Annotated in this window: 21 protein-coding genes; 4 read left to right on the top strand and 17 right to left on the bottom strand. The window is 71.2% G+C overall.

The window, feature by feature from the left end; all coding sequences use genetic code 11:
* Positions 1-38 precede the first annotated feature (38 nt).
* Positions 39-908, top strand: a complete 870-nt coding sequence (locus ACQEVI_RS12265) for a DNA/RNA non-specific endonuclease (RefSeq protein ID WP_432898841.1) — start codon at positions 39-41, stop codon at positions 906-908.
* 59 nt (positions 909-967) lie between these two features.
* Here ACQEVI_RS12265 and ACQEVI_RS12260 read toward each other — a convergent pair whose 3' ends face one another.
* The 9 genes from ACQEVI_RS12260 to ACQEVI_RS12220 all read right to left on the bottom strand — a co-directional run bounded on the left by ACQEVI_RS12260 (position 968) and on the right by ACQEVI_RS12220 (position 13,689).
* Positions 968-1,831, bottom strand: a complete 864-nt coding sequence (locus ACQEVI_RS12260) for an NAD-dependent epimerase/dehydratase family protein (RefSeq protein ID WP_432898839.1) — start codon at positions 1,829-1,831, stop codon at positions 968-970.
* A gap of 251 nt (positions 1,832-2,082) precedes the next feature.
* Positions 2,083-2,868, bottom strand: a complete 786-nt coding sequence (locus ACQEVI_RS12255) for a deoxyribonuclease IV (RefSeq protein ID WP_432898836.1) — start codon at positions 2,866-2,868, stop codon at positions 2,083-2,085.
* 46 nt (positions 2,869-2,914) lie between these two features.
* Positions 2,915-4,591 carry a PQQ-binding-like beta-propeller repeat protein gene (locus ACQEVI_RS12250; RefSeq protein WP_432898834.1) on the bottom strand — a complete coding sequence of 559 codons (1,677 nt, stop codon included), beginning with the start codon at positions 4,589-4,591 and terminating at the stop codon, positions 2,915-2,917.
* A 58-nt stretch (positions 4,592-4,649) separates the two neighbouring features.
* Positions 4,650-6,323, bottom strand: coding sequence for a PQQ-binding-like beta-propeller repeat protein (locus ACQEVI_RS12245; RefSeq protein WP_432898831.1), 1,674 nt, complete (start codon positions 6,321-6,323; stop codon positions 4,650-4,652).
* 41 nt (positions 6,324-6,364) lie between these two features.
* A complete protein-coding gene (locus tag ACQEVI_RS12240; RefSeq protein WP_432898828.1) occupies positions 6,365-8,059 on the bottom strand; it encodes a PQQ-binding-like beta-propeller repeat protein in 1,695 nt (564 codons plus the stop codon).
* A gap of 51 nt (positions 8,060-8,110) precedes the next feature.
* A complete protein-coding gene (locus ACQEVI_RS12235) occupies positions 8,111-9,754 on the bottom strand; it encodes a PQQ-binding-like beta-propeller repeat protein (RefSeq protein ID WP_432898825.1) in 1,644 nt (547 codons plus the stop codon).
* 49 nt (positions 9,755-9,803) lie between these two features.
* Positions 9,804-11,597 (bottom strand): PQQ-binding-like beta-propeller repeat protein, encoded by a 1,794-nt coding sequence (locus ACQEVI_RS12230; protein WP_432898822.1) that lies wholly within the window; start codon positions 11,595-11,597, stop codon positions 9,804-9,806.
* Complete coding sequence (locus tag ACQEVI_RS12225; protein WP_432898818.1) at positions 11,594-12,793, bottom strand: ABC transporter permease; 1,200 nt, start codon at positions 12,791-12,793, stop codon at positions 11,594-11,596. The genes ACQEVI_RS12230 and ACQEVI_RS12225 overlap by 4 nt, the downstream gene beginning before the upstream one ends.
* Complete coding sequence (locus tag ACQEVI_RS12220) at positions 12,790-13,689, bottom strand: ABC transporter ATP-binding protein (protein WP_377136539.1); 900 nt, start codon at positions 13,687-13,689, stop codon at positions 12,790-12,792. Before ACQEVI_RS12220 ends, ACQEVI_RS12225 begins: the two co-directional genes overlap by 4 nt.
* Before the next feature lie 403 nt (positions 13,690-14,092).
* On the opposite strand from ACQEVI_RS12220, the gene ACQEVI_RS12215 reads away from it, so the two are divergent.
* Positions 14,093-14,812, top strand: a complete 720-nt coding sequence (locus ACQEVI_RS12215) for a hypothetical protein (RefSeq protein WP_432898814.1) — start codon at positions 14,093-14,095, stop codon at positions 14,810-14,812.
* A 139-nt stretch (positions 14,813-14,951) separates the two neighbouring features.
* On the opposite strand, the gene ACQEVI_RS12210 is transcribed toward ACQEVI_RS12215, so the two are convergent.
* The 7 genes from ACQEVI_RS12210 to ACQEVI_RS12180 all read right to left on the bottom strand — a co-directional run bounded on the left by ACQEVI_RS12210 (position 14,952) and on the right by ACQEVI_RS12180 (position 22,323).
* The gene (locus ACQEVI_RS12210; RefSeq protein ID WP_432898811.1) at positions 14,952-15,524 is read right to left on the bottom strand and encodes an FAD-dependent oxidoreductase; all 573 of its coding nucleotides are present in this window, start codon (positions 15,522-15,524) and stop codon (positions 14,952-14,954) included.
* 212 nt (positions 15,525-15,736) lie between these two features.
* The gene (locus tag ACQEVI_RS12205) at positions 15,737-16,693 is read right to left on the bottom strand and encodes an ArsA family ATPase (protein WP_432905910.1); all 957 of its coding nucleotides are present in this window, start codon (positions 16,691-16,693) and stop codon (positions 15,737-15,739) included.
* Positions 16,687-16,968, bottom strand: a complete 282-nt coding sequence (locus ACQEVI_RS12200; RefSeq protein WP_432898809.1) for a cory-CC-star protein — start codon at positions 16,966-16,968, stop codon at positions 16,687-16,689. Before ACQEVI_RS12200 ends, ACQEVI_RS12205 begins: the two co-directional genes overlap by 7 nt.
* A 3-nt stretch (positions 16,969-16,971) precedes the next feature.
* Positions 16,972-18,663 carry a carbon starvation CstA family protein gene (locus ACQEVI_RS12195; RefSeq protein WP_432898806.1) on the bottom strand — a complete coding sequence of 564 codons (1,692 nt, stop codon included), beginning with the start codon at positions 18,661-18,663 and terminating at the stop codon, positions 16,972-16,974.
* A 95-nt stretch (positions 18,664-18,758) separates the two neighbouring features.
* Entirely contained in the window at positions 18,759-19,475 is a 717-nt protein-coding gene (locus ACQEVI_RS12190) for a response regulator (protein WP_432898803.1), read from the bottom strand.
* Positions 19,472-21,025: a sensor histidine kinase gene (locus ACQEVI_RS12185; RefSeq protein WP_432898801.1), complete on the bottom strand. Its 1,554-nt coding sequence runs from the start codon at positions 21,023-21,025 to the stop codon at positions 19,472-19,474. The genes ACQEVI_RS12190 and ACQEVI_RS12185 overlap by 4 nt, the downstream gene beginning before the upstream one ends.
* A 137-nt stretch (positions 21,026-21,162) precedes the next feature.
* The gene (locus ACQEVI_RS12180; protein ID WP_432898798.1) at positions 21,163-22,323 is read right to left on the bottom strand and encodes a hypothetical protein; all 1,161 of its coding nucleotides are present in this window, start codon (positions 22,321-22,323) and stop codon (positions 21,163-21,165) included.
* A gap of 264 nt (positions 22,324-22,587) precedes the next feature.
* Here ACQEVI_RS12180 and ACQEVI_RS12175 point away from each other — a divergent pair, with 264 nt between their 5' ends.
* Together ACQEVI_RS12175 and ACQEVI_RS12170 are read left to right on the top strand one after the other, a co-directional pair.
* Positions 22,588-23,403, top strand: a complete 816-nt coding sequence (locus ACQEVI_RS12175) for a hydrolase (RefSeq protein ID WP_432898795.1) — start codon at positions 22,588-22,590, stop codon at positions 23,401-23,403.
* A 36-nt stretch (positions 23,404-23,439) separates the two neighbouring features.
* A complete protein-coding gene (locus ACQEVI_RS12170) occupies positions 23,440-24,258 on the top strand; it encodes a CPBP family glutamic-type intramembrane protease (RefSeq protein WP_432898792.1) in 819 nt (272 codons plus the stop codon).
* Positions 24,259-24,273: 15 nt separating this feature from the next.
* Here the strand turns inward: ACQEVI_RS12170 and ACQEVI_RS12165 are convergent, their stop codons facing one another.
* On the bottom strand, positions 24,274-25,047 hold the full coding sequence (locus ACQEVI_RS12165) for a DUF305 domain-containing protein (protein ID WP_432898789.1): 774 nt from the start codon (positions 25,045-25,047) through the stop codon (positions 24,274-24,276).
* Between the last annotated feature and the right edge of the window lie 96 nt (positions 25,048-25,143).

The following is a 25,143-nucleotide window of genomic DNA, read 5'->3' as shown; positions in this document are numbered from 1 at the left end:
TGGTCATGACCTGCCGGACTCTGGTTGGCTGTCTGTCTGTGACCGGCTATGACGCAGAGTTCCTCGGTTTCACCGTCCCGCTTCCGGTCTCGTCCGCCAAGGTACGTGTCCTTCACTACACCCACTTCTCGGTGCTCCTCGATCCGCGGCGCCGGCTTGCCGCGGCCACCGCCTGCATGGTCGACGGCGCGACGCTGCTGGCCCTGCGCCGCAGCGGCCGGTGGCGGCTCGACCACCGGGTGGCTTCCGGGGAACAGTCGGGCAGCGAGCTGTACTCGGGCAACCCGCTCGACCGCGGCCACCTGGTCCGCCGTCTCGACCCCGTGTGGGGTGACGCCGAGACCGCCGCCCGGGCCAACCACGACACGTTCACCTACACGAACGCCGCGCCGCAGGTGAACAGGTTCAACCAGTCGAAGGAGCTGTGGAACGGGCTCGAGGACCACGTGCTCGCGTACGCCGCGGCCCATGACCACCGCCTGGCGGTGCAGACCGGGCCGGTCTTCGCCGCCGACGACCCGCTCTATCGCGGCGTCCGCATCCCGCGCCTGTTCTGGAAGGTGGTGGCGTGGGTGGGGCCGGGCGACGTGCTGCGGGCCACCGGGTTCGTGCTGGACCAGACGCCGCAGCTCGACGACGCCCAGCTCCACGCCATCACCGCACAGGCCCTGGCGCGGGACGACATCCCGCCGCTGGGCCCGTTCCGGACCTACCAGGTGCCGGTGGCCGACGTCGCGGCGCTCACCCGGCTGGGCCTGGGCCCACTGCCTGCGGCGGACGTGCTGGCGGAGCCGCCCCGGACGCCGTCGGGCACCCGCCCGACGGACATCACCATCCACCGCCTGCCGCGCGCCCGCGCCTGGTCGGAGATCCGCACCCGCGACCAGATCACCCTCCCCGACCGCTGAGTGCTGGGTATCTGTGCGAAAAGAGGCCTGAGAGCAACAAATACCCAGCACTCAGCGGGCTAGGCGTGGTCCTGCCAGTGGTGGGTCGGGGCGTAGTTCAGGAGGCGGCGGGCCTTGTCGATGCTCAGGAGGGTTTCCCGGCCTACCAGCGGACGCCTGACGGGCACGTCGGGGAAGACCTCCGCCGCCAGGTCGGCCGAGCTGCGCCGCATCACGGTGTCCTCGTTGGCGATGACGAACGCCTCGAAACCCGTGAACTCCGCCTCGAGCGCGCGGCGCACCGCCTGTGCCCCGTCGCGGCCGTCGATGTAGCCCCACAGGTTCCAGCGCCGGGCCTGCGCATCGTCCTGCCAGGACGGGAAGCGGGCGTAGTCCTCGGGGCGCATCACGTTGGAGAACCTGAGCGCGACGACCTTCAGCTCCGGGTCCCAGCGCGTGAAGTGCTTGGCCATCTCCTCCTCGAGCGACTTGCCGAGCGAGTACGTGGACTGCGGCAGGACGTCGTACTCCTCGTCCACCGGGAGGTACGGCGGCGGCACGTCGAACGGGAGACCGAGCACGGTCTCGGACGACGCCGTCACCACGTTCCGGATGCCGACGACCTGGGCGGCGCGCAGCACGTTGTAGGTGCTGGGCACGTTGTTGCGGAACGTCGCGGCATTCGTCGCCAGGCCGGGCGCGGGGATCGCGGACAGGTGCACGACGGCATCAGCAGCCCGACCCTCGTCCACGCCGGACAGGAGCTCGATCACCTGGCCGAGGTCCGTCAGGTCCGCGACGGTGAAGTCGCCAGGACTGCCCGGCGGAGGCGCCTCGCGGTCGGTCGAGACCACGTGGTAGCCCGAGTCCACCAGGTGCTCCACCACGAACTGGCCGAGCTTCCCGCTCGCTCCGGTGACCACTACTCGCTGCGTCGTTGCCATGCGTCCGATCTTGCCAGGCATCCGACGGCGCGCGGACGGAGCACCAGGAGGACCGGACGATGCGCCCGGCCCCGGTCGGCGTCGGCTCGCCAGAACTGGCAAGTGCAGACTTCGTCGCCCTCGTCGCCGGGGAGTGCAGAGTTGGCTGCGGCTGGCGGGCCCTGGTCAGAGACCAGGTCTGCAGTCGCCGATGCGAGCGTGACAAAGTCTGCACTCGGCCAGAGGCCAGACCCGCTGAGCGACAGTGGAAATCAGCCCAGGCGCTCGCGCAGCCAGGCGATGTCGGGTGCCATGTCGCCCTTGGTCTCGCAGATCACGGGGGCTCCCGCCGCCGCGACCACCCCGACCAGGAGCTCCTCGGGGATCAGCCCCTTGCCGAAGTTGATGTGCCGGTCCGCACCGGACCCTGCGGCGTCGCGCGAGTCGTTGGCGTGCACCAGGTCGATGCGGCCGGTGATCGCGCGGATCTGGTCGACGGCCGTCGCGAGGTCGAATCCACCGGCCCAGGCGTGGCAGGTGTCGAGGGTGAACCCGACGTTGTCGCCGCCGTTCGCCGTGGTCACGGCCGCCCACAGCTCCTCGATCCGTTCCAACCGGCGCGCCATCGAGTGGTCGCCGCCCGCCGTGTTCTCGATGAGCACCGGGACGTCGGTCTCCAGGGCGTCGATCGCCTTGCGCCAGTTGTCGAAGCCCTTGGCCGGCTCGTCGTTCGCGGTGACGTGCCCGCCGTGCACGACGACACCCTTGGCGCCGATCGCGGAGGCGCCGTTCATGATCTGCTGCAGCAGCTTGCGGCTCGGGATCCGGATCCGGTTGTTCGTGGACGCCACGTTGATCACGTACGGCGCGTGCACGTACAGGTCCACGCCGACCGCGGCGGCGTCGGCCCGGAGCGCCTCCGCACCGCCCTCGTACGGGAGGTCCGGGACCTTCCACGCCTGCGGGTCGCTGAGGAACACCTGCACCGTGTCCGCGCCGAGCGTCTTCGCCGCACCGATCGCGTCGGTCAGGTCCACGTGCGCGCCGATCTTCACCATGGCCCCACCATAGGACGGCTCACCGACACGGCGTCGGCCGACGCCGTCAGCCCAGCCCCCGGACTCCGCCCTGCGTCACCGCGAGCAGCCGGCCGCCGACCGCGACCAGGGACGCGTCCTGGGCCCGGCCGAGAAGAACGTCCGCGATGGGCACGTCCCAGGCGAGCTCGCCCGAGACCGTGTCGAGCGACACGAGATCCAACCTGCCTGTCTCGTCGTGCAGGAGCAGGAGCGCATGACGGCCGTCGGTAAAGGCCTGGAACAGGAACCGGACGTCGGCGGACTCGCCGTCAGCGCCGTTCGCGATGTCCAGGACCCACCGCCGGTCCCCGGTCACGACATCGAGCCCGCGTACCTCTGGGCCCGAGGCCAGGACGACCGCCGTCTCGCCCACCTCGGCAGCGAACTGGAAGGTGTCTGATTCCCGGGCGTCCCAGCGGGGTGTCCCGTCCGGTTCGTAGGCGTGCACGCCGGGCGTGTCCTTGTCCCAGCTGAGCAGCAGGCCCGCTCCGTCGACCACTGCCGCCTCGACCGCATAGCCGGCGACCGTCTCGAGAACCTCTCCGTCGGCCGAGTAGACGACGGTGTCCGTCCTCGAGTCGATGCCCGACGCGAGGTAGCCACCCGTGCCGAGAGCGACGACGCCGGCTCGGGGTGCCGCCCCCGGGAGCAGCTCTCCGTCCGACGTGACGGAGGCGTTGGCGCCGCAGCCGTGCAGGGCCACGAGATCGCCACTGATGTGCGCACCGAACGCGTCGGGCTGCAGCGGGTCGTCGCTCACGGGGTCGGAGACCTCGCCCCATGGGCCGCCGCTCTGCCACGCGTTGCAGTCCGCGGCGGGAGTCACCTCGAACGGCGCGGTGACGCTCCAGCGCTCCGCACCGGTGACGGCGTCCTCGGCGCGGAGCACGACGTCCCGGCCGGACTCGACCGTCCCCGTGCAGTCGCCGGTCGGCGAGCACACGGCGTCACCCAGGTCTACCGCCGAGGTCTCACCGACCCGTTGCGCCCGCAGCACCGTGCCGTCCGGCCCGGGCCTGGCGGCTCCGTACCGGCGCGTGTCCGCGGGATCGAGGATGCGCGGCTCGGACGCCGTACCGTCCGGCTCGACCACCATGACCTCACGTTCCTCGGGCGCGCCCTGGAGGCACACCACCGACGCGGTGGTGAGGTCCGCGCCGCCCGGGTGCCCTGTGGGCCCGCAGTCCGGGCGGTCGCCGAGCGGGATCGACCACGCCTCGGCGCCGGACGCCGGCTCCAGCGCGAGCAGCTCGTCGTGCGACACGAACACCAGCAGGTCGCTGAGCATGGCCACCTGGCTGCCCCCGTACGCCTCGAACCCGCCGGTGCCGACGGCACCGTCCCACGCCCACCGCTCGGCGAGGGGGTCCGACAGGTCTGCCACACCACCGCGCACCTCGCGGATCCGGTCCAGCTGCTCGGCGGTGCGTACGCCGTCCAGGGCAAAACCCGTCCCCAGGACTACCGCGAGCACCGCGGCGACCGGCGCCAGCGGGCGCAGCCACCGGGGCGCGACCGTCGGCACCGGGTCGACGCTCGCGCCGTCGCGCAGCTCCGAGGCGTCGTCAGGGCCGCCGTCCGCCGGGCCCTCGGAACGCGGCAGATCGGAACGCGCCAGGCCGTCGGGCATGCCGTCGCCACCCGTGTCGTCGTCGATGAGGTCGAAGACGAACGCGTGACCACCTGCCGGATCGCGTCCCATGCGACCGAGCGTATGCGGAGCAGCCCGCCGAATCACTCGAAGTGTCGCCGCCCGCTGCTCAGCCCAGCCCCCGGACGCCGTCCGGCATGACCTCCAGGAGGTTGCCGTCGATCGCCAGCAGCCCGCTGCCGCCGATCTGGCCGGCTCCGTCGAGGACGGACTCCTCGCCGTGCTGCTCCCAGACCACCTCGCCGGAGACCACGTCGAGCGACACCATCCCCGCGCCGCCGTACCCGTTCTCGACGACCAGCAGCACGAACTGCCCGTCGGTGAAGCTACGGGAGACGTAGAGATCCGCCCCGAACTCGTCGGCGTCCGTGCCGTTCCACACCCACCCTTCCTCGCCGGACGCGAGGTCCAGCCCGCGCACCATCCCGCTGCCGGTCAGGATCACCGCTGTCCCGGCGACCTGCGCGAGAAAGTTCTGGGCATCGGTGGTCACGTCGGCGTCCCAGCGCGGGGTGCCGTCCGACTCGTAGGCAGTGACCCGGGCTCCCGGCTCCCTGACGCCGAGGAGCGTGTCGGGCCCCGACCCGTCCACGGCACTCGGCTCCACGGCGTACCCGTCGATCTCGCCGACGGTGGTGCCGGCGGAGTCGTAGAGGACGGTCCGCACGTCCTGGCTGTAGGTGTAGCTGGTGTACCCGCCGTTGCGGAAGCTCTCCACGCCGCCGGTGCCGGGCTCGATCTCCGTACCGAGCGGCACGCCGTCCGAGGTGATGACGGCCTCGACCCCGCACCCGTACAGCTGCACCAGCCTGTCGGTGATCCGGGCGCCGAAGCCGCCGGGATCGAGCATGCTGTCCAGGTCCACGGCGGTGCCCGACCCGTCCCACGAGGTGCCGTACCAGTTCGCGCACTGGTCAGCAGGCGTGGGTCGGAACGGGATCGTCACGCGCCAGCGCTCCTCACCGGTGACGGCGTCCTCGGCCCGGACCGTCAGGTCCTGACCTGCCCGCACCGTCCCACTGCACTCCCCCAGCTCGGTGCACTCGCCGTCGCCGAGGCCGGACGTCGGCACCCGGCCCGTCCGCTCGGCGCGCACCACCGTGCCGTCCGGCCCCGGCCGAGGCTCTCCGAACCGGCGGGTGTCCGCGACGGCGAGGGCGCGTGGCGCCGAGACCACGCCGTCCGGCCCGACAACTGTCACCGCCCGGTCCGCATCCGGGCCGGCCAGGCACACCACTACCGACGTCGTGACCTGTCCCCAGCCCGTCGAGCCGGTCGGCCCGCAGTCGGGGTCGGCACCGAGCGGGACCGCCCAGGCCTCGGCACCCGTCGCTGCGTCGAGCGCGACCAGCTCGGCGCCGGACTCGAACGCGAGCACGTCGCCGAGGACCACCACCTCGGCCCCCAGCCCCTCCTCGACCGCCGTCGGGGAGCCGACGGCGCCCTCCCATGCCCATGTCTCGGTGAGCGGCGCGGACACGTCGACCACACCTCCGTGGACCGCACGCATCTGCTCCGACCGCGCGGCGTCCCGTATGCCGTCCACCCCGAGGCCCGTGCCGAGGACTATCGCCAGGACCGCGGCGACCGGCGCGACGCCGCGGAGACTCCGGTCCGACCCGACCGGGAGCTCACCGGCCGTGTCGCCCCGTTCCGGCTGTTCCCCGTCCGGCTCGTCCCCGGTGGCCGCAGCAGACGGTGCGAGAGGGTCCACGGGGTCGGCCGCACCGTCGTCGACCAGGTCGAAGACGAACGCACCACCCGGCTCCGGATCACGTGCCATGCGGTCGAGCGTATGCCGGTCGGGTCGGTCTCACCCAAGTCTCAACCAAGGCCACGCACACCGCGTGGGGTGACCTCCAGCAGGTTGCCGTCCACCGCTATCAGGTCACCGACCACGCCCTGCTCGTCGGTGTCGCCGTCCGTCAGGCCGAACGGGGCGATCGGCCCGCCGCCCGCCCGGTCCCAGAGCACCGCACCGGAGGCCGCGTCGAGCGCCACCAGGCCCTGCGTCCCCCCACCCGCCTCGCGCTCGGTCAGCAGGAGCACCGACTCGCCGTCGGTGAATGTCTGCACCACGTGGGCGTTCCCGAAGTAGCCGCCGCCGTCCGCCGACACCGGGGCCGAGCCTTCCCAGACCCACCTCTCCGCGCCCGTGGCGAGATCCAGCCCGCGCACGGTCCCCGCCCCGGACGTGATGACCGCCGTGTCCCCCACCTGGGCGAGGAACTCCTGGCCACCCGACTGCAGGACGATGTCCCAGCGTGGTGTGCCGTCCGGTTCGTAGGCGCGCAGCCGCCGCGCGGGCTCGTCGACCGCGAGCAGCGTCGTCGGCCCTACCTCGTCGGTGGCCGCCGGGCTGAGCGGGTAGCCGACGATCTCGCCGACGACGTCGCCGTCGGCCGCGTACAGGCGGGCGCGGGCCACGCCCTCGAAGGTCACCCCCGCATACCTGGTGGCACCCAGCCTGATGACGCCGCCCCTGCCCGGTTCGATCTCCGTACCGAGCACCACGCCGTCCGTCGTGACGGAGGCCTCGATGCCGCACCCGTTCAGGTCGACGAGGCGCGGGGTGACCCGGGCGCCGAAGGTGTCAGGAGTGAGCTGCCCGTTGAGCACCATCTGGGTGTCCGAGCCGCCCCAGGACCCGCCGAACATGCGCGCGCACTGCGCGGCGTCCGCCGCACGGAAGGGGACCGTCACCGCCCAGCGCGCGGCGCCGGTCGCCGCGTCCTCGGCACGGAGCAGCAGGTCACGGCCCGCCTCCACGGTTCCGCTGCATTCGCCGGCGGCCGTGCACCCGGCGTCGCCGAGGTCTGTCGCCGAGAGCGGTCCGACCCGCGTCGCACGCAGCACCGTGCCGTCCGGCCCCACGTGCGGCAGTCCGTACGAGCGCGTGTCGGCGGCGTCCAGGACGCGCGGGGCCGACGCCGCGCCGTCCGGCCCCACGGCGACCACCTCACGCTCTGTGCCGTTCCCGGCCCGCTGCAGGCACACCAACGCCTCCGACGTGGGATCGGTCCGGGCCGGCGAGACCGTCGGACCGCAGTCAGCGTTCTCACGGAGCCGCACGGCCCAGGCTTCCTGGCCCGTGGCCGGGTCCAGCGCGACCAGCCCGTCGTCGGAGCGAAAGGCCAGCACTCCGCCGAGCACCACGACGTCGGCGATGCTGCTCTCGCCGGAACCCACCGCGCCTGCCCACACCCAGGTCTCCTCCAGCGGCGCCGAGACGTCGGCGACGCCCCCGGGGATGTCGCGCATCCGCTCGATCCGCGCGTGGTCGCGGATGCCGTCGACGGCGAGCCCGGTCCCGAGCACTATCGCCAGGACTGCCGCGGCCTGCGCGGCGGCGCGCCGCCTGCGTCCCGGGCTGCCCGACGCCGCAGGGTCGGCCGCCGCGAGCTCCGCATCGGGTGCCGGGCCGGGCCCGGTAGGACCCGTCGGCACGTCACCAGCGGCCGCGTCGTCGTCGACCAGCTCGAAGACGAACGCATCACCCTCGTCCGGGTCGCGCGCCATGCGGCCGAGCGTAGCGCCGGGCGCCGCGCGGACCCGCCGGTCCGGCGGAGATCACCCGAGGCCGCGCACGCCCTCCGGGGTGAACTCCACGAGATGCCCGCCGACGGCGATCGCCGGGCCGGTCAACGGCATGTGCCAGAGCTGCTTACCGGTGTCCAGGTCGAGGGTGACGAGCAGTCCGTCGCCGGAACCGTCCCGCGACAGGTACTCGAGAGCCGCCGTCTCGCCGTCGGTCAGCGTGCGGAAGGGGATCATCTCGGTCAGGTCGTCGCTGCTCCAGCTCCAGAGCTCCGCGCCGGTGGCCCGCTCCAGTCCCACCACCCGGTTGCCACGGTTCACGACCACCACGTCCCGCCCGGCGAGCAGCACGCTCCGGCCGTAGCGTTCCGACCAGGCGACGGACCCGTCCTCGCGGACTGCCTCGAACCCCGACGTCTCGGTGGTCGTCTTGACGAACCACAGGTCGGCGGGCGCGTCGGGCGACGTCGCGTCTGTCCGTATCGAGCCGTCCAGGGTGTGCAGCGTCTTGCCGGTCTCGTCGACGACTGTCGTACCCAGCCACTTCGCCTCCACCGCGAAGCGGCCGGGACCGATCCGGGTGACCCACGCCGGCGCGGCCAGGCTGGCGTCGCCCACCAGATCGAGCCGTATTCCGTCCGCGGACAACGTCGCTGACACGCCGCACCCGTCGACGACCACCGTCTCGGCCCCCGCACTGACCACGACCACGTCCGGGTCCACCGCCGAGTCGAACGTCCCCTGGCAGTTCATCGAGTTCATCGGGTCGAACTCGACGGTGCTCGTCCAGCGTTCGACACCGGTCCCGGCATCCTCCGCGGTGACGAGCAGGTCGCGACCGGTGGTCATGGACTCGGACGAGCAAGCACCCGACGACGCGTCGCACTTCACCGCTCCTGCCGGATCGCCGGTCCGGATCGTCCGCACGGCCGTCCCGTCCGGCCCCGGGAACACGTGCTCGCCCTCGGCAAGCTCCGCGGACCGCGTCCGGGTGCTTCCATCAGGGGCGATGGCCAGCACCTCGCGCGCGTCGTCGGCGCCGTGCACGCAGACCAGCACGTCGGTCGACGTCGACGCGTCGTACCCGGTCGGACCACAGGTGGGGTCTTCGCCCAGCGGGACCCGCCAGGCCACCCCACCCTCCGCCGGATCGATGGCCACCACCTCGTCGAAACCCGGCAGAACCGGCTCGCCGGGCCCCTGGACGGGATCCACCCAGTAGCTCCGCGCATTGGTCGGGGGCACCACGAGCAGCCCGTCCATGATCACCACCTGCTGGTTCATGGACGTGTCCTGGCCCTGTTCGACGGGCGTGTCGAACCGCACCGCCCAGGTCTCCGCGGGCGCGTCCGCGAGAGACTCCACGCCCACCGGCGAGGTGCGCATCAGCTCCGCACGCCGGTGGTCCCGCACCAGGTCGACCGCGGCCACCGTCACCGCGACGACGGTGACCGCCGCGGCGGTGAGCACCCAGGTCCGCCGCGACAGCCGCGGAAACCCGGCCGGCGGCTGGGACAGGGGCGCAGCGGGGACGTCCGGTCCCCCGCCCGCCTGGTTCGCGGCGCCGTTCGCGTCGCCGAACGCGTCGTTGAACGTGTCGTCGAACGCGTCGCCGCCGGACCCGTTCGCCTCGACCAGGTCGAAGACTACGGACTCCTGCTTGGCGGGCCGTGGCATGGCCGGAGCCTACCCGCGTGATCTGCGAGGTCAGGTACCGCAGGTGTGGTCAGCCGAGACCCACCACGCCATGCTGCGTGATCTGCGCCAGATGACCGTCCACACTGATGAGCTGCGTGTACGGGGTCTCCTGCTCGAGCTCCCAGCGCACCGATCCGTCCCGGAGGTCCAGGGCGAGCAGACGGAGACCGGAGGTATCACCGCGCGGGTCCGCGCTCACCGGGAGCAGCAGTATGTCGCCGTCCGTGTAGGCCCCGAAGATCGCCGACTCCGCCGCCCAGGCCATGTCGCCGAACGAGAGCGTCTCCGAGGCGAGGGTCCACCTGTACGCACCGGTACCGAGGTCGATGGCGCGCACCGCCCCGTGTTCGTCCAGGACGACGGCGGTACCGGACACCTCGGCCAGCAGCGTCGTCGCGCTGAGCTGCGGTGCGGTCCAGAGCAGCGCCCCAGCGTCGTCGTCGGACGTGGACCTGGCCTGCGTGCTGATACCCACCCGCTCCAGCACCAGCCCCGGATCACGGCCGTCGGTCGCCCACGGCACGAGTACGTGACCGTCGAGGTTGACGACGCCGCCGTCCGACAGGTGCACCACGTCGTTGGCCAGCGCGGCGTCGGCGGCCGCCGTGTCGGGACCGACCCAGGCGCCGTCCGGCAGGGACAGGAACGACGCGGTGTCGACGCCGTCGGCGGGCGGGTCCTCCGTGTCCTTCGGGTCGTCGAGCCGGGTGCCGTCGAGCAGGAAGGCCCCGGAGACGCCGCAGCCCTGGACCTCCAGCACGTCACCGTGCAGGTCCCGGCCCAGCGCGCCGGCGACGTCGAGAACCGGGGCGCCGGACTCGTCATAGGTGATGCAGCTGTCGGGCCGCGGAGCCCCGAACGTCAGGGTGTCGCTCCACCGCTCCGTACCCGTCACGGCGTCCTCCACACCGACCGTCAGGTCCGGTCCGACGAAGTCCTTCGGGAGGTGGGGAGTGCCCAGCTTGTCGACCACCACCGGACGCTGCTCCGTCCCGCCGCCCGCGATCTCGAACTGGAGGAGACCACCGCCGGCGACGGGGACGACGTCGGCAGCGGGGTCGAGCTCCCGGCTCTTCGTGGTGCCGTCGACGTCGATGACCGTGACGCGCTGCTCGCGTTCGTCGCCCTCACCGGAGGACGTGACGCAGACGAGCGGGTCTGCCGGCTCCTGGATCGACGGCTCGCCGTTGCCGAGGAGCGGCGACGGACCACAGCTCAGGTTCTCCTCCAGGTCGACGGTCCACAGCACCTCGCCCGACGCTGGGTCCACACCGCGGACCTTCGCGTCGCCGGCGATCGCGAGCACACCCGGCATCTCGACGAGCGTCGAGGCGATCGGGTTCTCGAGGTCTATCGACCACTGCTCGGTGAGCTTCGCCTCCAGGTTCCGCACCCCCGCCGGGGTCGCGAGGAGCGCCTGCTCACGCAGCCGTGCGTTGACCAGCACCCCGGCAGCGACAGCCAGCACGACGACGGACACCGTGCCGCCGACCAGCAGCGCCTTGCCGCGCCGGGTGGTGGGCAGCCGCCGCCGGACGGCCGACCCACCACGCCGCACGTTCCGACCGACGGCGGCCCGGGCGCTCACGAGCGCCAGCGCCACCCGACCGGGCTCGCGAGGAGCAGGCTCGGCGGCTTCGGCGTCCGGCTCCGTCGCGGAGCCGCCTCCGTCCGGGCTCTCGCCGTCCGGGCCGTCCGTGCCCGGGCCGTCGGCCTGGGCGTCGAAGGCACCGGGGACCTCGTCGATGAGCTCGAAGGTCTGCACCTTCGACGGATCGGGCGTCCCGTTCCCGGTGTCGTCCTGCTGAGTGCGTTCGGTCACGCCCCGAGGGTAGTGCCCCGGTCCGCGGCCATGGCCGCCTTCCAGCTGACCCGGCCACCCGTCTGCATGAGCGCCCCGCGGTAGGCGCGCTCGCTGAGGAGCACCGCACCGAGCGTGGCCAGCAGGAGGATGAGGAGCGACACGAGCGGCTCCCACCAGAGCGCGTCGCCGTTGAGCACCCGCACCGGCATCGAGACGATCGATGCAGGCGGGATGTACGACAGGACACGCTCCAGCATGCCGTCGGCCGAGAAGGTCACCACGTACACGCCGAGGATCAGCATCATCAGCGGGCTGGTCGTGTACTGGAGATCCTCGGTGCGCGACGCGAGCGCGCCCGCCACCGCGTACAGGGCCGCCACCGCGACGAACCCGACGGTGAAGAAGACGACGAACCAGATCATCGTGGCCGACATCGCGGGCAGGATCGCCGAGAGATCGGTGAACGCGGCGCCGATGAGCCCCACTCCGGCGAGCAGGAGGTTCTGCGCCAGCGCGATCACCGAGCTGCCGATGATCTTGCCCCCGAGCAGCTGTCGCAGCGGCACGGCGGTGGCGATGATCTCGACCAGCCGGGACTGCTTCTCCTCGATCACGCTGCCCGCGATCATCGAGCCCGACCCGACGGCCCCCATGAAGAACAGGAACGCGAGCACGAACCCGGCCACGAACACGATCTGCGGGTCCACCGGGTTGCCGTCGAGGCGTTCCGTCTCGACGTCGCTGCCGGCCGTGAGCGCGTCGACGGTGGTCCCGGCGGCGTCCGCCCGACCGGCCATCACCTGGTCGCGCACCGTGGACTCGACCAGCGCGGCCAGGTCGTTGTCGGGCTCCCGCCACCCGGACAGGGTCCAGCCGCCTGCGGCGCCGTCGCCGGAGCTGAGCCAGGCGTCGGCGCTCTCCTCCTCGAGCGCCGCCTCTGCCGCCGCGGCGGAGTCCACGCGCACGACGTTCAGCTCGATGTCCTGGTCGTCCGAGGCCGCGGCCTCGGCAGCGGCCTCCAGCGCGGTCGCCGCGGACTCGTCCCCTGCGACCACCGCGACGTCGAAGGACTCGGTGCGGCCGTCCATGTAGGACGTGAAGCCGATCAGCCCGCCGATCATGGCGACGTTGACCACGAGGCCGATCAGGAACCCCTTGTTGAGCGCCCGCACCACGATCTCGCGGGTCGCCACCAGCATCCATGCGTTCTTCACGCGGTCACCTCGCGGTAGATCTGGGCCAGAGTCGGCCGAACTGGGGAGAACTCCTGGACGGCGCCCCGCTCCAGGGCGGCGGACAGGAGGCGGGTGGCCGCGGCGTCGTCGTCCACCTCGACAAGAGCGGACGTGCCGTCCACATCCACCGCCAGGACGCCCGGCACGCCGCGGACGAAGCCGGCGTCACCCGACAGGACCAGCCGGTGCCTGGTCACGCCCTGGGCGCGCAGGCCGTCGGGTGTGCCGTCCGCGAGGAGCCTGCCCCCGCCGAGGATGACGAGCCGCTCGCAGAGGCGCTCCACGAGGTCGAGCTGGTGCGAGCTGAACAGCACCGGCACCCCGCGCCGCGTGTGCTCGCGCAGCAGGTCGACCATCGCGTCGACGGCCCCCGGGTCGAGGCCGCTGAACGGCTCGTCCAGGACGAGCGCCTTGGGCTGCCCCATGATCGCCGCGACGATCTGCACGCGCTGCTGGTTGCCGAGCGACAGCTTCTCCACGTGCTCCTTCGCGCGGTCCGCCAGCCCCAGCCGGTCGAGATGCTCCACCACCTCGCGGCGCGCGACCGGCGCCGCGATGCCCCGCAGGCGGGCCAGGTAGACGAGCTGGTCCAGCACGGGCTGCTTCGGGTAGAGGCCGCGTTCCTCGGGCATGTACCCGAACTCGCGGCGGTCGTGCCGGGTGACCGGCTCGTCGCCGAACCGCACCTCACCGCTCGTGATGGCGAGCACTCCCATGATCATCCGCATGGTTGTCGTCTTGCCCGCCCCGTTGGCCCCCACGAACCCCGTGAGCAGGCCCGACCTCGCCGTGAAGCTGACGCCGTCCACCGCTCGCCGGGATGCGCCGCCCGACACGAACACGCGGGTCAGGTCCCGCACCTCCAGATCGCTCATGGCAGTCACGCTATGGCCGCGACGTGGGAGGGGGATCCACCGCAAGGCGGAACCCCCTCCGCCTCCCGGTGGGTGGCGTCCGCCGGCGTGATCGGCAAAACGGCAGAAGATCGGCATTTCGAGTTGCCGATCTCGCGACATTCTGCCGACCACGGTCTGTGCACCTGCATCCACATACCCATTGACCTGGTATTACACGTACCGGTTGCCGATGGCGTTCTGCCACGTATTGTCCCATCCGGAGCGTCATAAGAACGAGAGTGGCGCTGAATGGTTCGTCAGCCCGTCCACGGAGGAATGGACATTCCACTCCGGAGGATGTCTTTGCGGTCCGGTACAGAGGGAACGGACCGTCACGACAGAGGGCACAACGCAGTATCTGAACCCGCAGGGGGAGCTAAGCGTGCGCAAGCGATTGATCGTCACAGGAACAACCGCAGCCTTCGTGCTGACGGCGGGAATCATGGGTGCCGTAGCCGTGCAGCCACCGGGACCGGACAAGGACCGGGACACGACGGCCGCACCTGCTGTGCCCGATGTGCTGCAGGGCCTGCCGCCGATGATGGTGAAGCGCGAGGCCACGTCCAGCCACGGGGAGAACGGCACGGTCGACGTGCGCACGCGCTCCGCGCAGCACCAGTTCACGTACACACCGCCGCCCGCGTCGACGTACGTCCCGCGACACATGGCCGATTCGCCGCCTGACCAGCCCAGCGGCGGCTTCACGATGGCTCCGCTGCCGGGCATCGACCTCGGCAACGGTGCTCGGCCGACGCCCCCGAGCCACCCCTCGGGCCCGCCCACGACGAAGCCGCCGACGCAGTCGCCGACGCCGACTCCTACGCCGACCCCCACGCCGACGCCGACTCCCACCCCGGAGCCCACGCCGACACCGACACCGACTCCCACCCCGGAGCCGACGCCGACCCCCACTCCCACGCCGGAGCCGACCGACCCGCCGTCGGAGGAGCCCACGGACCCGCCGACGCAGGAGCCGACCGAGCCGCCGGCAGAGCCGAGCCCGGAGCCGAGCACCGAGCCGTCGCCGGAGCCCTCGACAGATCCTTCTCCGGACCCGTCGACCGAGCCTTCACCTGAGCCTTCCACGGAACCGACCGAATAGTCCGGTTTCCGGGAAGAGCGCCTGTATCGCGCGGCGCAAAGGAGCGAGGCTCTTTCCCCAGGGCCTCGCTTCTCCGCCCCTTTCCCGACATTGCCGGTAAAGGGCAATATCTCCGATTCAGCAACCTATCCAACGCGATTCAGCGCCTGACCCGGTTGACGGCGGCGAGCACCGGTAAAGTCCCTCCGGTAAGAACCGTCCCGAGCCGGGTGTCGGTGGCCAGGATCAGCCGCACGGTCTTCATGGCCAGGGTCAGCATCACGCTGCCGCGCAGCCGCATCTCCGCCTCGAACCGGCTCACCGCCACGGAGAGCGTGGTGGTTGCGGCGCGGACGCCGCACAGGTGATCGACCAGGCCCGCCGCATCGAGGATCGCCGCGCCGGCTCCCATCCCGGCCGTCGGTGGCGTCGCGTGCACGGCGTCTCCGAGCGCGGTCGTGTGCCCAGCAGGCCACGGCGCGAGGTCACGGGCGCGGATCGACGCGGCGTTGAACCTGAACGCGGCGACACGTGCCGCGTCCGCCCGAGCGATCACCTCGAGGGAACGTTCGCTCCAGCCGTGCTGCCGAAAGCGGGTGAGCAGCGCGTCGCGAAGCGCCGAGCCTGTCACGTCACGCAGGAGGTCGGTGCGTGGCGACTCGGGGAACATGGCGCCCCAGATGTAGCTGGGACCGGTCGTGACCGCGACCCGCAGTCCGGGCGCGTCCAGCACCGCGTTCCCCAGCGGGTCGAGGGTCGGTAGTCGAGCACCTCGACGCCGAGCACTCCCGCTTCACCATCGGCGCGCGGTCCTGGGCGGGCGTCGCAGGGATCCTCGCGACGTTCGACGCAGATCTCTCCGAGCTGGAGCCACCCGAGCTCGTCGACGCCTGCCGGCGCCTCGCACGGCGACTGACCAGCCTCGGGTGACGCGTGGCCCTCGGCCTACCGCAGAGCCGCGCCGAACCGTTCCAGGCCCTCAGCTCCCGTGACCTCGCCAGGCAGCAGCTCGCACTCGACGCGAGGCAGATCGCCCAGGTCGGCGTCGAGGACAGCCAGCCACTCGTCCTCCTGCGCGCGCCGGGCCGCGAGCAGCTCACCCGCACCGACTGGCGAGCGCTTGTTCACGACGAGTCCGCCCACGGGCACCCCGAGCTTCCGCAGGGTTCCGGCGAGCTCGACGGTCTCCAGCACCGGCAGACGTTCCGCAGCCAGGACCAGCAGGAACGACGTCGTCTCCGGGTCCGTGAGCACCGCACGCAGCCGCTCGAAGCGCTCTCGGCGCCGCAGGAGCGTGCGCCGGATCTCGCTGTCCCGCTCGGCCTTCGGGTCGCGCACGCCGAGGCCGGACAGCGCTCCGGAGAACTTGTCCGCCCGGTCCCGCCGACGGAGCAGGCCCTCGGTCCAGGCCGCCATCGTCTCAGGCAGCGACATCAGCCGGGCGGTGTGGCCCGACGGCGCCGTGTCGAAGACGACGAGGTCGTAGTCGGCGAGCCCCGTCTCCACGGCATCGGCGATGCGCTCGAGCACCGCCGCCTCGTGCGTTCCCGGGGCGTCTCTTGCCAGGTCGAGGTGCCTGTCGACCTCGTTGGCGAGGTGTTCCGGCATCAGTCGGCGCAGCGTCGACCCGACCTGAGCCAGATGTGCGTCGGTGGTGCGCTGGGGATCGATCTCCACGCCGTCGAGCGGCCCGGCACCCCGCCACAGCGGCACGACGGCGTCCCCGATCTCCCGTCGCCACAGGTGCCCCAGGTTGTGTGCCGGGTCGGTCGAGACGACCAGGACCCGGCGACCCGCCTGTGCCTGGGCGAGGGCGAGGGCGGACGCCGTCGTCGTCTTGCCGACGCCGCCTTTTCCACCCAGGAACAGGACGCGTCGGTCCCGCACGACGTCGGTCAGCAGCACGACACGTCCTCCAGCGGTGACCGGTCCATACCCAGACGGGTGTGCCACTCGTGCACGCGCTCGTAGACGAGCGGCAGCAGCTCGGCCGTGTAGTACGACGCCGGGTTGGGCACCCCTAGCGCCTCGCTCAGGACCAGCAGCATGAAGAGGTCGTCCTCGTCGCGCTGGGCCCGCGCGAACGTGCGGCGATACGGCGCTACGTAGAACTCGCGCAGCCCCTCGGAGACGGCGCTCAGCCGCCGGCGGACGGTGCCTGACCGGCGGCTGAGCACAGGTCAGCCCTCGACGCTCGCGACGGTCTTGTCGGCGTCGTCGTCCACCCCGCCGCGGGCCTTGCCCATGGCGATGAACGCCTCCACCGCCACCCAGAGGGAGGCGATGAGGATGATGACGTCGAGCACCAGCAGCATCCAGTTCTGCTCGGCGTAGAACGTGCCCATCTGGAGTACGAGTGCGTAGATCGACATGACCATGACCACGGCGAGCGGGATCATGACCGGCAGCGGGTTGATCTTCTTGCGCAGCAGGATCACGGCGATCACCGACAGCGTCAGGGACGCCAGCAGCTGGTTCGTCGTGCCGAACAGCGGCCAGATCAGCATGCCGCCCTCGCCGTCGGCGCCGAGGCTGAAGACCAGGCCGACGGCCACCACGAGCGCGATCACGGTGCCGAGCAGGCCGCCGATCTTGACCTTGACGAGCTCGCCGGCCTCCTGGACCACGAAGCGCAGGAGGCGGACCCCTGTGTCCATGGTGGTCGCCGCGAACAGGACGGCCATGGTGGCGAGGATCGTGGCCGACAGGCCGAGCGGGATACCGAGTCCCGCGTTGAGGATGTTGCCGCCGCCCTCGACGAACGCGGCCACGCCGCCCTGGTTGAACGCGGTGTAGACGGCTTCCCAGTCGGCGAGCGTCCGGTAGCCGGCCGTTGCGGCGATGATCGCTCCGAGGGCCAGGAGGCCCTCGCCGACTGCGCCGAAGTAGCCGACGAACCGGGCGTCGGGCTCCTTGTCGAGCTGCTTCGCCGATGTGCCGGAGGACACCATGCCGTGGAAGCCCGAGATGGCGCCGCAGGCGATCGTCACGAACAGCAACGGGACCAGCGGGGGCGTGCCCTCCGGAACGTTCTGGTTGATCGCCGGGGCGACGATCGCCGGGGCCGACAGCAGCACCGAGCCGAACAGGATGCCCAGGCCGATGAAGAGCTGGACGCCGTTGATGTAGTCGCGCGGCTGCAGCAGCACCCACACCGGCAGCAGGGACGCGATGCCCGCGTAGACGAACAGCGCCACGATCCAGAAGGTTCCGGGCGACATGCCGAGGACTGGGTCGGGCAGGACGATCGGGTTGGCGTCACCGACGATGATCAGCGCGTACAGTGCCACGACGCCGATGATCGTCGTGACCAGCAGGTTGATCTTCCAGCGATAGATCATCTGCCCGATCACGAGGGCCACCAGGATCGCGCCCCACACCGGGATGACGGCGCTCGGCGTGCCGATCAGCAGGTTCTTGATGACCACGGCGAACGCGGCCACGACCATGAGCAGCAGCAGGAAGATCACGACGAGGAACAGGGAACGGCCGCGCGGGCCGATGTACCTGCCCGACAGCATGCCCATCGACTGGCCCTTGTGGCGCTGCGATGCCCAGAGGGCGCCCATGTCGTGCATGCCGGCGAAGAAGATGGTGCCGATGGTGACCCACAGGACCGCGGGCAGCCAGCCCCAGATCACGGCGACGGCGGGGCCCACGATGGGGGCGGCGCCGGCGACGGACGTGAAGTGGTGGCCCCACAGCACGAACTTGTTGGTGGGGACGTAGTCCACACCGTCGTTCAGCTCGTGCGCGGGCGTCTTGAAAGCGGGATCGAGCCGGTACACCTTCTTGCCGAGAAACTTGGAGTACAGCAGGTATCCGGCGACCATCAGTGCGATACCGATGACGGCCAGGACGAGGGAGTTCACGGGGGGCCTCCAGAGTCGTCGTCGACGGGGGACTCGTCAAACCATACTGGTTCCTGGTTTTCCTTTATACAGAGCTGACCAGGCCCGCTGACCCTTCAGACCAGGCCCGCCCGATGAGCGAGGACCACCGCCTGGACACGGTCCCGCACGTGCAGCTTGGAGAGCACGTTCGAGACGTGGGTCTTCACCGTCGCCTCGCCGAGGTACAGGGTCGAGGCGATCTCCGCGTTCGACAGCCCGGTGCCCACCAGCTCCAGTACCTCGCGCTCGCGCGGAGTGAGGAGCGCGAGGCCGGCAGGGGCCGCTGCCTGCCGCCTCGCGGTGGGGGACTCGGCGACCTCGACCGACGGAGTCCGGTCGACCAGCGATCTCCGCTCGGACGGGGACTGCCGCTCCCCCGCGACCATCTGCTCGATCACGCGTCGCGTGATCTGCGGCGCGAGGAGCGCATGACCGGCGGCCACCGTCCGCACGGCCTCGACCAGGTGCTCCGCGTCGGAGTTCTTGAGCAGGAACCCGGAGGCCCCCGCCGCCAGCGCGTCGAAGACGTACTCGTCGTTGTCGAACGTCGTCAGAACCAGTACCTTCGCGAGGTCTTCCGCGACTATCCGACGCGTGGCCTCGATACCGTCCATGACGGGCATCTGGACGTCCATCAGCACGATGTCAGGCCGCAGGGTGCGGGTCAGCTCGATCGCCGCGGCGCCGTCGCCCGCCTCGCCGACCACCTCGAAGTCGTCCTCCACCGAGAGGATGAGAGAGAAGCCGGACCGTACCAGCGCCTGGTCGTCGACCAGCAGCACGCGCGTCATCCGACGACCTCCGTGCGAGCCACCGACGAGTCCTCGGCCGGAGCCGCCGCCTGGCGCTCGGTAGCTGGAACCCCGGGAGGTGTCGGACCCACGCCGGGTCCCGGCGCGGGCAGCGGCAGCCGCACCCGGACGCGGTACCCACCCGTCGCCCGTGGCCCGATCTCGACCATCCCCTGGTGCGTGGCGACCCGCTCGCGGATGCCCAGCAGCCCCAGGCCGGAGCCGGACGTCCCGTGGCGCGGACGACCGTCGTCCAGCACCTCCACCTCGGCGAAGCCGTGCTCGAACTGCTGTCCCGCCTGCGTCTCCGGACTGCGGACCACGCGCAGCGTGACCGTCGCGGACCGGGCAGTCGAGTGCTTCCGCACGTTCGCCATCGCCTCCTGGGCAGTTCGGTAGAGGCTGAGTCCCATCGGGTCCGGCACGTCGGCTGCGGCCCCCGCGGGCTCCTCGACCTGCCGGAACGTGGTGTCCAGTCCGTCGTGGTCGGCGGCGGTCAGGGCCGGGAGGTCGGCCAGGCCCGGTTCCGGCGCTCGGGAACCTGCGCCGTCCGGCCCGGACGACGAGCCCGCGCCACCGACGTCAGGCACCGAGCGGAGCGTGCCGACGAGGTTCCGCATCTGTGCGACACCCTCGCGGGACTCGCGCTCGATCGTGAGCAGCGCTTCCGCCGCACGGGCCGGGTCGCGGTCCAGCACCCGCCGGGCGGCCGCCGCCTGGATGCCGATCACGGACACGTGGTGTGCGACGACGTCGTGCAGCTCGCGCGCGATCCGCACCCGCTCGGCGACTATCGCCTGGTCGGTGAGAGCCGCCGCCTGCTTCTCGATGGTGACCGCCTGGTCGCCGAGCTGCCGACGACGCCGGGCCGCGTTCCACTGCATCTGCCCCGCCACCACGGCACCGCCGAAGAAAGCGATGTTGATGATGAACTGGTAGGCACTGTTGGCGAGGTACGGGTCGATCAGGCCAGGCCAGTCCGCAGGGGTAGGGAACTCCTCGACGATCGTCTCGATGCCCTGCTGCACCGCGAACATCCAGACCAGCCACGTGAACATCACCAGCACGCAGGCGCTGACCACCACGAGCATCGCGCGCCGGTCCCGCGCCCAGGCGACCGCCGTGAACAGCGCGACGAAGTACATGACCTGCATGGGCATGAGCACGGTGATCTGCGGGATCGTGAGGCCGAGCCCGAGGAACGACCCGTACACGAGCACGAGGGACACCAGCGGGTAGCGGCGGCGCCACGCCAGTGGCACGGTGCTGACCACTCCGAGCAGATAGACGAGCCACAGCGGCTCCTTCACGTCCTCGAAGATGCCCATGCTGCGGCCCAGCTCGATGGACACCGCCGCGAGCACCGCGAACCAAGCACCCAGCAGCAGGTCCTTGCGAAAGGCGTCACGGCCCGCGGGGACCCGCTCCCAGTCGGAGTCGACGCCGAACCAGTCGAGCATGCGGGCGACCACGCTCTCGTCGGCGCGGGGCACGTCGGACCGTGGCACGCCAGCATGCCGGGCGTCAGGTGGAGATGGAGCATCGGCCATGCCCCCAGGGTAGGAACTCCGGAGGCATGACCGCTTCCCTCTCAAGACGGAGACGCGCCCGCGAGAACGGGGTTGTGCTCGGAACGAGCTCTATGGCGAACACAACCCCGTTCTCGCCGCGCCTCCCGCTGCCGGGGTCAGCAGATGTTGCGGGAGCCGTTCCCGCTCAGGTACCAGTTGGTGTTCTCCCCGCACGGCGACTCCCGCACGGAGGTGTTGTCCACGCGGAGCGTGATGTTGATGTTCCGGTTGTTGGGGAACTCCGTACGCGCGGCGAGCCGCACCTCTCCGCCCCCGTTGACCGTTCCGCCGGCGATGGTGATGTCCGAGCAGTTCTCGATGAGTATCGAGTTGTTGCCGTTGCTCGCGAGGTCGACGGAGTTGATCCGCGCACCTCGCGAGTTCGACACGCAGAACACGCCCCGGCCGCCGCCGCGTGAGCGCACCCGGTCGACGGTGATGCCGGGCCCGTTGGTGTTGGCCATGCGGAACGTGGCGTAGCCGGTGCCGGTGGCGACGTTCTCGCCGTCGACCGTGCCGATCGTCGCGTTGCGCGTGTTGTTCAGCAGCAGGCCCGCGTAGGCGACGTTGCGGGCGGTGATGGTGCCGATCCGCAGCCCGTCCACGTTCCACGTCTCGACGCCGTGATTGCCGGTGCCCGACACGTAGACGTTGTCCATGCGGACGTCGGTGCTGCCCGGCAGGTCACGTTCGAACCGGATACCGAGGCCGCCGCTCATCCGCAGGTTGATCTGGCCCAGGTGCAGGCCGTGCACGTCGGCGAACCGCATGCCGAAGTACGGGGCGCCGGTCATGTTGAGGTTGGGGATGGAGACGTTCCGGACCCCGATGGCCTGGATCGCGCCACGCCCCGACACGTTCCCGGTGTCCATGGTGCCGCAGACCTCGAACGACGTGTGGCTCGGCAGGTTGATCGTGTTGTTGCCGATCCAGGCGCTGGCCATCACCGACACCTTCTCCTGACTGGTGCGACTCGGGTTGAGCGCTCCCAACGCCTCCCAGATGGCGTTGATGTAGTACTGGCCCTGGTAGACGGTCCGCCCGCGATAGGTAGCGGTGAAACCGGACGACTGGCTTCCGGTGACGAGGGCGTCCGCGCCGTCGCCGCAGGCAGCAGCGGGTGCCGCGACCGCTGTCGGGCCGCCGGCCGCGGTGCCGGCCGCCGTTCCGGTGGGTGCGGCCGCGACCCCGGGGGCGGCGAGCAGGGAGACGACTATCGACAGTGCTGCGACTCCTGCGGCGAGAAGCCGTGGGCGGCGCTGTGACGTTGATGCCATGGTCACTCCTCCTTGAGAACGACGGCCTACAACGTTGTAGACCCACGTGGTCACGAGCGTATGGATTTCACCCCTCCGGCACCAGAGGCGGAAGGGATCCGAAACGATTCACTTTCCGACACACCGATACGCCGCGCCGTACGACCGGCCGAAAGTCTTCGCGTCCGACAGGGATTTGCTGGACACGACCACCGCTCGGGCGGATCGTGTCGGAGCAGCGCCGCTGCAGTGACGCAGCACCAGCCCGACGAAGGAGACCTGTCGATGACGTTCTGGATCTGCCGCACGTGCGGCGTGGAGCACGAGTCCCGGCCCGAGGTGTGCGCCGTCTGCGCGGACGAACGCCAGTGGGTACCCGCCGACGGGCAGCACTGGACCACGCTGGAGGAGCTCGCGGACGAGGGGCAGAGCCTCGCCGTCGAGGAGCTCGAGCCCGACCTGTTCGGGCTCACCACCGTGCCCGACGTCGGTATCGGCCCCACCGCGAAGATCGTCCGGACCGCTCGGGGGAACCTCATGTTCGACGTCCCGGGCTACGTGGACGACGCGGCGGTCGCCGCCGTCCGCGACCTCGGCGGGCTGGCGTACATAGTGGCGAGCCACCCGCACATGTACGGGGTACAGGTGGAGTGGAGCCGCCGGCTGGGCGGGGTCCCGATCCTGGTCAGCGAGGCCGACGCCGACTGGCTCGCCCGCACCGACGACGCCGTCGAGCTGTGGAAGGGCGACAGGGAGATCCTGCCAGGTGTGACCCTGAGCCAGCCGGGCGGGCACTTCCCCGGCTCCTCGGTGGCGCACTGGACGGCGGGCGCGTCAGGGAAGGGCGTGCTGCTGAGCGGCGACACGATCTTCGCCAACCCGGACCGGACGTCGGTGTCGTTCATGCGCAGCTACCCGAACCGGATCCCGCTGTCGGGGCCCGTGGTCCAGCGGGTCGCGCACCACGTGGGGCGGTTCGAGTTCGACCGGCTGTACAACAACTTCCGGGGCGTCATCCCCGTCGACGCGCGCGGGATCGTGCTGCGCTCCGCCGACCGCCACGCGGCCTGGACCAGGGGCGACTTCGACCACCTGACCTGACCCCATCCCTGTCTTGGTTGTGGGAGTCTCGTCCCTGTGACCCTCACCCTGCCCCCCTCACTGGTCGGTCCGGCGCGCCTCACCGCCGCGTTCCTCGTCTCGGCGTCGGCGATCCTGCTCTTCGCCATCCACATCCGGCCGATCGCGTACCTGCCGCTGGTGCTGGGCATAGCGCTGGGCCTGTGGGTAGACCGTGCACTGGGCCGCGACCTGGCGCTGATCGGCGTGGGGCTCGGGATCATCTCGCTGATCTCGCTGAAGGCGGACCTGTCCGACGCCGGGATGCTGCGCTTCACCCTGGCCCTCGGCGGCTCGGTGCTCGTGCCGTGGGCGCTGTCCCGGTTCGTGCTGAAGCAGGACACCATCCAGTTCCCCGTGCTGACCGGGCGCCGCTGGACCCGTGGGCAGTGGGTCTACCTGGCCGCCGTCGTGGCGCTCGGGTACGTGCTGCTGCCGTTCTACTTCCTCGGCTCCGGCGCGTACCTCAACTGGCCGGACCTCGACGGGTCGCAGGACATCTGGCGGCTCTTCGTCGGCGTGAACGCCGTCGGCATCTGGGACGAGCTGTTCTTCATCTGCGTGGTGTTCGCCCTGCTGTGCAAGCACTTCCCGATGTGGCAGGCCAACCTGCTGCAGTCGATGATCTTCGTGTCGTTCCTGTGGGAGCTCGGCTACCGCGAGTGGGGCCCGCTGCTCACCGTGCCGTTCGCCCTGGTCCAGGGCTGGATCTTCGCGAAGTTCAAGTCGCTCAGCTACGTCGTGGCGGTGCACCTGCTCTTCGACGCCGTCGTGTTCGCCGTCCTGGTGCACGGCCACCACCCGGAGCTGTTCGACATCTTCGTCACCGCGCCCTGACCCGCTCCGGCTCGGCTACGAGCCGGAGCCGTCGTTGGAACCCGGGCCGCCGATGGACGCGAGCGCGTCACGGACATCCTCCACCTCGACGCGGATGGCGTCGGCCTCGGCCTGCGCCAGCGCGATCGCCTCGGCGTCCTCGCCCCCGGTGATCTCCTCGTCGGCGGGCTGCAGCCCGCCGTAGTGGTGCTCCACGAGCGCGGCGAGCAGGGCGATGTCGAAGTCCTGCGCCTGGAGCGCGGCGATCCCGTTCACCTGAGCGTCCGTGAGCATGCCGTGGTTGCCGCCCTCGTGCGAGTGGGCGGTGGTGCCGGACCGGGGCCCGCTGCCGTCGTCGGGCAGCTCGGTCGTCAGGCCGTCCTCGGCCAGCGCGAGCGCCTCCCGCCCCGATGCGGGCACCGGGATGTCCCGTGCCTGGAGCCATGCGGCGAGGTCCTCGACCCGGCCGGCCGAGGCCTCGCCCACCTCGACAGCCAGGGCGAGCACGTCGTCGTCGGTGGACCGGCCGGGAGCGAGCGCCGTCAGCTGGACCGCCTGCGCGTTGTGCTCGATCGCGACGGCGGCGTAGGCGGCGTCCGCGTCGGAGTAGCCGGCGGCCTTCTGCTTGGCCGGGACCAGCACGCCCAGCCAGAGCAGCAGGGCCAGCACGACGGCGAGCCCGCCGGCGAGCACCGCTCCCATGAGCCGGAGCCGGCGGCGCAGCCCGTACTCGGGAGCCGGCGTCTCCGCATCAGGCATGCTGCCCGACGGCGGGGTGGTCTCCTCGGTCGTCGAGTCCTGGGGCGTCATGTCCGGGAGGCTCCCATACAAAGCCCTGGTCGCGCCATCACGGAAAACCCGCACACGAGACCCGAGCCCCTGCGCCGAGGTCATCTGCCGAGGCGG

The organism is Promicromonospora sp. CA-289599 (assembly GCF_050936155.1).
Taxonomy (GTDB): domain Bacteria; phylum Actinomycetota; class Actinomycetes; order Actinomycetales; family Cellulomonadaceae; genus Promicromonospora.
This window is presented reverse-complemented; position numbering and strand designations above follow the sequence as displayed.